This is a genomic window from Flavobacterium sp. RHBU_3 (assembly GCF_046613565.1).
In the GTDB taxonomy this organism is placed as follows: Bacteria; Bacteroidota; Bacteroidia; order Flavobacteriales; family Flavobacteriaceae; genus Flavobacterium.
On the sequence record NZ_JBKJHC010000025.1, the window covers coordinates 1 to 7,711 of the forward strand.

Below are 7,711 nucleotides of genomic sequence, written 5' to 3' on the forward strand. Positions count from 1 at the left end.
TTAGATTTAAGATTGAGTTTCGCTGTTATTTTATGGTAGAAATTTCCAACAATGGCAGCAGAGTGAAGCTATCCTAACAACCAACAACCAACAACCAACAACTACTTCCCCACACTAAGCTTATACACCACGCTTTCACTGGCATCATTATCCGTGTCTTCACACAACAAGAACTCCAGTGTTTTAGCGTCTTCCTTAAATAATGTTATCCCTTCAAATTTATTTTTCTCACTGATAGTCACTGTTTTTTCCACTTTCATTTTGTCCAGGTTCATACGGCCTAAAATTGTTCCGGCTATAGCGCCGTCTTCATAGGTAGAGGTTGTGTTTTCGGCGGCGGCAATAAAGTACAGCTTGCCATCGGCCAGGCAGGCATCGGTAAAGGTGGCACGTACCCCGTTTATTTTGGGCAACTTAACATCGTTATAAATAATCTGAAAAGCGGTGTCGTTCATGCTGCCGTTTAGCGTAAAAATACCGTTCCTGCCCTTAGGCCCGTTGCCTCGGTTCAGCAGGTACCAGGTATCGCCATCGTTTACCGCAGCTTCTATATTAAAGTCTTCAGGGGCTATTTCGGCAAAGGCCTGCATGGCCAGGTATAGGTCGGTAGCGTCTATAGCCGGGTAAAGTTGTTTAGTGGTAAGGTTAAGGTGGGCAATGCGGTTTCTTTTTTCAGACGAGCCGCTGCCAAAAACATAAAGGCTATCTCCTTTAAGGGCAATGGCTTCATAATCGGGTTTATCTGCTTTGGCTATATGTTCGGCAGTACCTTCGTGTTCAGCATCTATAAGCAGGGTTTTTACGGGCACGCCCTCAGTACTTTGGTATTCATACAGCACATTGCTGTTATCTGAAATAAGGTATAGGGTACCGTTATGAGATAAAAGCCCTGAGGCCGCGCCTATACCGGTAAGGCGGAACAGTAGTTCCAGTGTGAACTTTTTCATAATGTTGCTTTCCGCCCAAAGCTGGTGCGGGTTAATTTACTATATTTATGTAAAGGTAATGTTATTACGTATGAAACACATCCACCCAAAAGATTTTGTGGTTACTACGGCATTCTCTATTAAAGATGCTCCCACAACGATAGATATTAAAGCTTCAGATACTACCAAGAAAAATGAACTTGCCGAAGTAGGCAAGGAACTGGGCAAGCTACAGGATAAAATGTATGCCAACAACCGCTATTCTGTACTGATAGTACTTCAGGGCATGGACACCAGCGGAAAGGACAGCCTTATAAAACAGGTGTTTAAAAGTTTTAATGCGCGTGGGGTGGTGGTGTACAGCTTTAAGCAGCCTACATCTACCGAGCTGGAGCACGACTACCTATGGCGGCACTATATAGCCCTGCCCGAAAAGGGGAAATTTGCCGTGTTTAACCGGTCGCATTACGAAAATGTGCTGGTAAGCCGTGTGCATCCGGAGATTATACTGAACGAACACCTGCCGGGCATAGAAACAGTAGAGGATATACCTGCTAATTTATGGGAGCAGCGTTATAAGCAGATTAACCATTTTGAAAAACACATTACCCAAAACGGTACTATAGTGCTGAAGTTCTTTTTGCATATAAGTAAGGAGGAGCAGCGCCAACGCCTGCTGCGCCGCCTGGAACTGAAAAACCACAACTGGAAATTCAGCCCGTCCGATCTTAACGACAGGCAAAACTGGGAGAAATACCAGAAGTATTATGAAGAAACGATAAACAATACAGCTCACTCGCATGCACCCTGGTATATAATACCTGCCGATGATAAAAAGCTGGCACGGCTTCTGGTGGCAAAAGCCATATTAAACGAGCTGGAAAAATACAACTTCCACGAACCGGAAGTAGATGAGGAGGTGTTAGAGAATATAAATAAGTACAAAAAAAAGCTGGAAAACGAAAGCCCCACTGAAGGGTAAGTTTTAGATTTCAGATTGTAGATTTGCTTCGCCAGTTCGGCAACTGCCTCGGGTCAGATTGAGCTTCACTCAAATGTATCATTGAACTAAAAACTAATAACTTGAAGTTTTCAAATACACGAATCCACAAATTGACGAATCCACTTCAAAACGAATAACAAATCAAACAAGCAAATCAGCCAATTCTTCACTACTGAGGCAAATACCCATATGAGATACCCTTTCGTTATCGTCCTCTTCGCCGTCTATAAAATATAGCGGTATTTCGGCGGTGGCTTTGCGCTTGCGTATGCTGTCGGCAGTCATGCGCCCGTGCGATGGCTTGGCGGCATAGTTTATCACTATGGCTTCGGGTTTAAGGATGCCAATTTTTCGGTATGCTTCGGCACCATCGGCCAGTTCGTAACCTACCACACTATGCGGCGGGGTTTTACAGGCGGTAATAAGCGCAGATGCATCGGCATCAGTACACCAGTCTATAACAAAAATCTTCATGGGATGGGTCGCTCTGAATCACAAAGTTATAAAAAAACCTGTAGCACAGCTACAGGTTTTAACTTCAATACTTAGGTTATATATAAAATCAATGGCTTTACAGCTTAAAGGCATAGGCTACACGCAGCGCCACCTGGTCGGTATGGAAATCATTGCTTCCTTCATAGCGTACACTAATGTCTATAGGGTCTAAGGCATAACCCACACCCGGTGCCCATAAGAAGGTAGTTTCGTTATAACCGTTTGTTACCGCAAAACCTGCACCGGCTTCGCCCATTACATAAAACTGGTCTTCCCATACAAAGGCTTTAAAACCCAACTTAGCGGGAATATACCCAAGGTCTTTATAATCATCTTTAGCAAAAAGGTTAGTGAAACCTGTAGTCAGGGTTAAAGATGTTTTCTTGGTAAGGTCATATTGCAGCCTTACATCGCCACCAAGGCCCCAGTTAAAGTAATCGCCGGTGGCATAGCTACCGTTAAGTCCTACCCCTAAGCGGAAACGTTGCGGATAATTATCTATTGCTGCTTCGCCGCTACCGGTTATTTTTTGGGCAAATGCATTCATCCCGAATAACATTATTGCGCCCATTACCATCATTTTAAAATTCATCGTCTTCATGGCTATTCGATTTTTTTGTTACGTTAGTATAGCAAAGGTATGGGGTGGGATTTGAGGAAAATTGTAAGAACTCGTTAAAATAATATCAAAGAAATAATAAAATTAAGAATACGGCTACTTATAGTGGTGATTTGTAATTATTTAGCTTGTAAGTGCTTTTCAATTAAAGGAAACAAGATACCTTTGCATCCTTAATTTTTTGTTATAAAAATGTCGCTTAGTTCATACATAAAAGAGTTCAGGCCAAACTTTCAGCTGGCTTATCCTGTTATCCTCGGAATGATAGGGCACAACCTTATTGCCCTTATAGATAATATTATGGTGGGGCACCTGGGTAGTGCCGAACTCGCTGCAGTATCATTGGGCAACAGTTTTGTGTTTATAGCCATGAGTGTGGGCATTGGTTTTTCTACTGCCATAACCCCCATAGTGGCCCAGGCCGATGGCGCTAAAGACCACAGCCAGGTGCGTGCAGCATTTCATCACGGGCTTGTGCTGTGTGTGGTAATGGGGCTACTGCTGTTTAGTATAGTATATTGTGCCAAGCCTGCTATGGCGCTTATGGGGCAGCCCGATGAGGTAATAGCATTGGCATCGCCGTTTATAGATTTGGTGGGTTTTTCACTGATCCCAGCTGTCATCTTCCAGGCTTACAAGCAATTTTCAGACGGTATGAGCAAAACCAAGTACGCCATGTATGCGGTATTGTTCAGCAACATTATACATATACCTATAAACTACGTACTGATATACGGCGTATTCGGCCTGCCCAAAATGGGTATGATGGGTGCCGCTGTGGGTACGGTAATATCGCGCATAGCCCTGCTGGTGTTTATGCATATAGCAGTATCGCGCGATAAAAAACTGACCGAATACACTAAGGGTTTTAGCCTATCCGAAATAAAAAGCAGTATGTTGAAGAAAATCAGTAGTATAGGTTTTCCGTCGGCCATGCAAATGTTTTTTGAGGTGGCACTGTTTACCTCCGCGGTATGGCTTTCGGGCTTTTTAGGAAAGACAAACCAGGCGGCCAACCAAATAGCGCTGAGCCTGGCCAGTTTTACCTTTATGTTTGGAATGGGGCTTAGCGTGGCAGCTATGGTGCGTGTAGGTAACCAAAAAGGCAGGCAGGATTTTGTAATGCTGCGTACCGTGGCACGCTCCATTTTCCTTATGGCTATAGCTATAGAAGCGTTTTTTGCACTGCTGTTTGTGGCGCTGCACAATGTGTTACCATACCTTTTTGTAAATGCTGAACACGTGGGGCAGGTGCAGGATATAGCCGAAGTGGTAAAAATCGCCGCCGAACTCCTTATAGTAGCCGCTGTTTTTCAGCTGAGTGATGGGCTGCAGGTAGTGGTGCTGGGGGCACTGCGTGGTCTGCAGGATGTAAAGGTGCCTACGGTAATAACCTTTATAGCCTACTGGGTTATAGGTTTCCCACTGTCGTTTTACCTCGGGCTAAAAACCCCACTGGGTGCCACCGGTATATGGATAGGCCTGTGCGCCAGCCTTACCGCAGCCGCATTATTTTTGTATCTTCGCTTTAATTTTTTAACCAACCGTTATATACGCGAGGAAGCAACTTTATAAACTTTCAACTTTTAAACTTTTGACTAATATGGAATTACCAAAATTCGTACTGGCAGACAATACTGATTTTCCTGAAGATATTTTTATCATTCACCTTGATTATCCGCGTTTTATCATCAACCTTAAAGATGATGAGATAGAATTCCTGGAAGAACCGGAAGAAGATATTGACGAAAACGAGCTTGAAGCAGAAATGGAAAGCCTGATTAACTTGGCTAACGATTTCTACGACCGCGAAATGGCACGCTACGAGGAAGACGCTGAATAGTTTTCAGTATCTTTAAGATCGACGTTCTTCCATGTCGACCGGAGCGGAGACATCTCATCAAACATGAAACAATAAAAATGGCTGCAACGTGCAGCCATTTTTTTGTTACTGTAATCTATGAGAGCTATTAGTTCTCATCCGTATACTTCTTGTAATTATTAAGTATCAATTGCCAGCCACCTCTTTGCATTTCAATAGGATTTTGGTTTTCAGGGTCAAAGGTTACCGTAACCTCGGTTGCATCATCGGCAGGGCTAAAAACTACGGTTACTTCCCTGCCGTCGGGCATGGTGTAGGTAAAGTTTTTACCCGGTTCAATTGCGTTATATGTAGCCTCAAACTCAAAACCAAAGCTTCCGTCTTTAGCTTCCATACGCGCCGAATATTTTCCGCCCACCTGCATATCATTTGATGCAGCGGGGCAGTGCCACGATGGGTCAGCAAAGTTCCATTGGGTAATGTGTTTTGGTTCAGTGTAGTATTCCCATGCTTTTTTAGCATCAGCATGCACAGTGGCGGTAATGGTTATTTTGTTACTCATTGTTTATTTGTTTAAGGTTTGAATAGCACATTGCTTTTCAAAGATATACAGACTTTGCCTGAAAACTACCTTTCCATTTGAAAACTATTCCATTATCGGGCTTGGCTCTTCCAGCGCATCCAGTCTTTTAATAAAATCTTCGGGCAGCAGGCTCATACCATACTGGTAGCTGGCATTCATCCATCCAAACCCTGAGCGTGTTATATAAGCAAAATCGGTACCCACGTTGCCATATTCGGCATATACCTTGTGGCTACCGCTTACCACATCATACTTTTCGGGTATGGTGCCGTTATAGTCTACAGCATTTCGGGTTATCATGTATAACCATCGGTATACCATTTCGTAGGCTTCGTCATTATAACCGTAATTTAAAAGCCCTTTCCATAACATCATTTGGTGTGGCGCCCAGCCGTTAGGGTAGTCCCACTGCCGCTGCACATTGTTAGTAGCGTATTTTTTTGTACTTTCTTCGGAAGAGGCCAAAAAACCACCCTTCGCTTTTAGTTCGTGCATAAGTACTGCTGTTAGCTTTTTGGCCTCATCTTTATCGCACAAACCTGCCCATAGCGGATAAAAATTAGTAGCCGCCATAAAATCAGTGCGTTTTTTCTCCTTTATATTATAGTCAAAATAGCAGTTGCGTGTATCATCCCACAAATAGTGGTGCATAAGTTCCTTGCGCAGTTTCGCCTTTTCTGCAAAATAACCGGCGGTATAGGTTCTTCCGTCGGTACCTTTAAGTCCGTTTTTAAAGTAGGTGCCTAATATGTATTCCAAATCCTTCTCATATTTATATAATAGAGAGTTTACGTCTACACAATTCAGGTCGGCTGCTACATCATCCAGTCGCCAGCTGGTGTCGTGTCCGCTTTCGCGTAAGGTGCGGTCGTGCACAAAATACCGGTCGAGCCCCGGGCTTTTTATGGTTCCGTTTTTATACCCGGCTTCAAATTCGGCCGCCGAGAGTCCGGCTTTTTGAGCAAACTCCCCTATAACTTCTTTAAAATGGCCCGGTTCGGTTTCCGGCGGAATCCCTATTCCGTCGGCATAATAGCGGTTTAATCCCGTTTCGGGAGTATAGCGTTTGCCCTGCATCCATACAGTATTGTATTCCTGTATACATATTGCAGTGCTTTCAGCCAGCCATTCCGAGTCTTTTTCGGGCATGGCATCGTAAACTTCCCTTATAAAAGACGACAAAAATGGCGGCTGTGTGCGGGTAAGGTAGTACGAGCGGTTAGCGTTAAGTATCTTTCCGTAATATTTTACCTGGTAACAAAAATTGTCTACCATGCCCTTGGCCAGGTCATACCGTTCGTCCAGTAACAACCCAATGCCTTCAAAATAGCTGTCCCAGCCATACATTTCATTAAACCTGCCGCCCGGCACTACAAAAGGTACACCTTTATTATGGTCTATTTTTAGTGCCAATATTCCCGGTTTGTCATTTATAGACAATACATATTCGGTGGTAATGTCCTTGGGTAGCACTACCACATCAAGGTTTGGCCTGTCTTTTTGCAGGTTTTTAAAGTAAGTTACTCCTATAGTATCATTATGTGGTACGTATACGCGTTGTTGGTTGTCGTGCATTTTTTCATCACCGGCTATCCTGTCCAGGCCTTTTGCATCTATGGTGCGGGTAAGGTCGTCCCAAAACTGGGTACGTATACGGCGGCTTATACGTTCGGCGGGCGGTTCCTGTATACGGCTCAGGCTTATAACCAGGCTGGGTTGCAGGCTGTCGTGTGCTATGGCCAGTTCCTGTAGCAGGTTGCTTAGGTAATAGGTGTTGCGTAATATTACTGTATGGCCTTCGGTGCTTTGTAAAAAATAATCTTTATTAGGCGGGGCATCGTCTTTTGTTATGCGTTTATCACCGTCTGTATCATATCCGATGAGTAAATCCTGCATGGTTTTCTCAACAGGAAGTTCAAATAAGGTTTTACTTTCAATAAATTTATTGTTGCAACTCATAAAAATGGGGGTAGCAAGGCCGATTATAAATACTCTCCTTGCTGTTTTATATATGTAACAATCTTCTTTTTTCATCTTTCTTGTACTGTGTACAACCTTAAAATTAAAAAATAGGGTAGGGGTAAACAAATATGTAAGGGGAGTTAACATAAAATTATCATGTATTCCCTTTATTTCTCGGTGTCATTATATATATAAAAGAGTAGAAGGCGTTTGTTTTTTAAGGTTTTCCAAGCCGAACGCTAAAAACCTTAAAAAACTTCCTGTTTCAAATCATGTTATATCAGTCACTTACCTTTTAGTG

Annotated in this window: 8 protein-coding genes; 3 read left to right on the forward strand and 5 right to left on the reverse strand. The window is 43.2% G+C overall.

Features of this window, described 5'->3' with window-relative positions:
- Nucleotides 1-101 precede the first annotated feature (101 nt).
- The gene (locus ACLI1A_RS19430) at nucleotides 102-947 is read right to left on the reverse strand and encodes a DUF6929 family protein (protein ID WP_411410361.1); all 846 of its coding nucleotides are present in this window, start codon (nucleotides 945-947) and stop codon (nucleotides 102-104) included.
- 70 nt (nucleotides 948-1,017) lie between these two features.
- On the opposite strand from ACLI1A_RS19430, the gene ACLI1A_RS19435 reads away from it, so the two are divergent.
- Nucleotides 1,018-1,908 carry a PPK2 family polyphosphate kinase gene (locus ACLI1A_RS19435; RefSeq protein ID WP_411410362.1) on the forward strand — a complete coding sequence of 297 codons (891 nt, stop codon included), beginning with the start codon at nucleotides 1,018-1,020 and terminating at the stop codon, nucleotides 1,906-1,908.
- A 162-nt stretch (nucleotides 1,909-2,070) separates the two neighbouring features.
- Here the strand turns inward: ACLI1A_RS19435 and ACLI1A_RS19440 are convergent, their stop codons facing one another.
- Together ACLI1A_RS19440 and ACLI1A_RS19445 are read right to left on the reverse strand one after the other, a co-directional pair.
- Entirely contained in the window at nucleotides 2,071-2,403 is a 333-nt protein-coding gene (locus tag ACLI1A_RS19440; RefSeq protein ID WP_411410363.1) for a hypothetical protein, read from the reverse strand.
- 97 nt (nucleotides 2,404-2,500) lie between these two features.
- Nucleotides 2,501-3,025, reverse strand: coding sequence for a hypothetical protein (locus tag ACLI1A_RS19445; RefSeq protein ID WP_411410364.1), 525 nt, complete (start codon nucleotides 3,023-3,025; stop codon nucleotides 2,501-2,503).
- Nucleotides 3,026-3,235: 210 nt separating this feature from the next.
- On the opposite strand from ACLI1A_RS19445, the gene ACLI1A_RS19450 reads away from it, so the two are divergent.
- Nucleotides 3,236-4,618: an MATE family efflux transporter gene (locus tag ACLI1A_RS19450; RefSeq protein WP_411410365.1), complete on the forward strand. Its 1,383-nt coding sequence runs from the start codon at nucleotides 3,236-3,238 to the stop codon at nucleotides 4,616-4,618.
- Nucleotides 4,619-4,646: 28 nt separating this feature from the next.
- A complete protein-coding gene (locus tag ACLI1A_RS19455; protein ID WP_411410366.1) occupies nucleotides 4,647-4,886 on the forward strand; it encodes a hypothetical protein in 240 nt (79 codons plus the stop codon).
- A gap of 127 nt (nucleotides 4,887-5,013) precedes the next feature.
- Here the strand turns inward: ACLI1A_RS19455 and ACLI1A_RS19460 are convergent, their stop codons facing one another.
- Together ACLI1A_RS19460 and ACLI1A_RS19465 are read right to left on the reverse strand one after the other, a co-directional pair.
- Nucleotides 5,014-5,427, reverse strand: a complete 414-nt coding sequence (locus tag ACLI1A_RS19460) for an SRPBCC family protein (RefSeq protein ID WP_411410367.1) — start codon at nucleotides 5,425-5,427, stop codon at nucleotides 5,014-5,016.
- An 84-nt stretch (nucleotides 5,428-5,511) separates the two neighbouring features.
- Complete coding sequence (locus tag ACLI1A_RS19465) at nucleotides 5,512-7,344, reverse strand: trehalase family glycosidase (RefSeq protein WP_411410368.1); 1,833 nt, start codon at nucleotides 7,342-7,344, stop codon at nucleotides 5,512-5,514.
- Nucleotides 7,345-7,711 lie beyond the last annotated feature (367 nt).

What these genes read in the sequence shown, in the direction of transcription:
- ACLI1A_RS19430 (WP_411410361.1), bottom strand. Translation starts at nt 947, where the DNA reads ATGAAAAAGTTCACACTGGAACTACTGTTCCGCCTTACCGGTATAGGC.
- ACLI1A_RS19435 (WP_411410362.1), top strand. Translation starts at nt 1,018, where the DNA reads ATGAAACACATCCACCCAAAAGATTTTGTGGTTACTACGGCATTCTCT.
- ACLI1A_RS19440 (WP_411410363.1), bottom strand. Translation starts at nt 2,403, where the DNA reads ATGAAGATTTTTGTTATAGACTGGTGTACTGATGCCGATGCATCTGCG.
- ACLI1A_RS19445 (WP_411410364.1), bottom strand. Translation starts at nt 3,025, where the DNA reads ATGAAGACGATGAATTTTAAAATGATGGTAATGGGCGCAATAATGTTA.
- ACLI1A_RS19450 (WP_411410365.1), top strand. Translation starts at nt 3,236, where the DNA reads ATGTCGCTTAGTTCATACATAAAAGAGTTCAGGCCAAACTTTCAGCTG.
- ACLI1A_RS19455 (WP_411410366.1), top strand. Translation starts at nt 4,647, where the DNA reads ATGGAATTACCAAAATTCGTACTGGCAGACAATACTGATTTTCCTGAA.
- ACLI1A_RS19460 (WP_411410367.1), bottom strand. Translation starts at nt 5,427, where the DNA reads ATGAGTAACAAAATAACCATTACCGCCACTGTGCATGCTGATGCTAAA.
- ACLI1A_RS19465 (WP_411410368.1), bottom strand. Translation starts at nt 7,344, where the DNA reads ATGCAGGATTTACTCATCGGATATGATACAGACGGTGATAAACGCATA.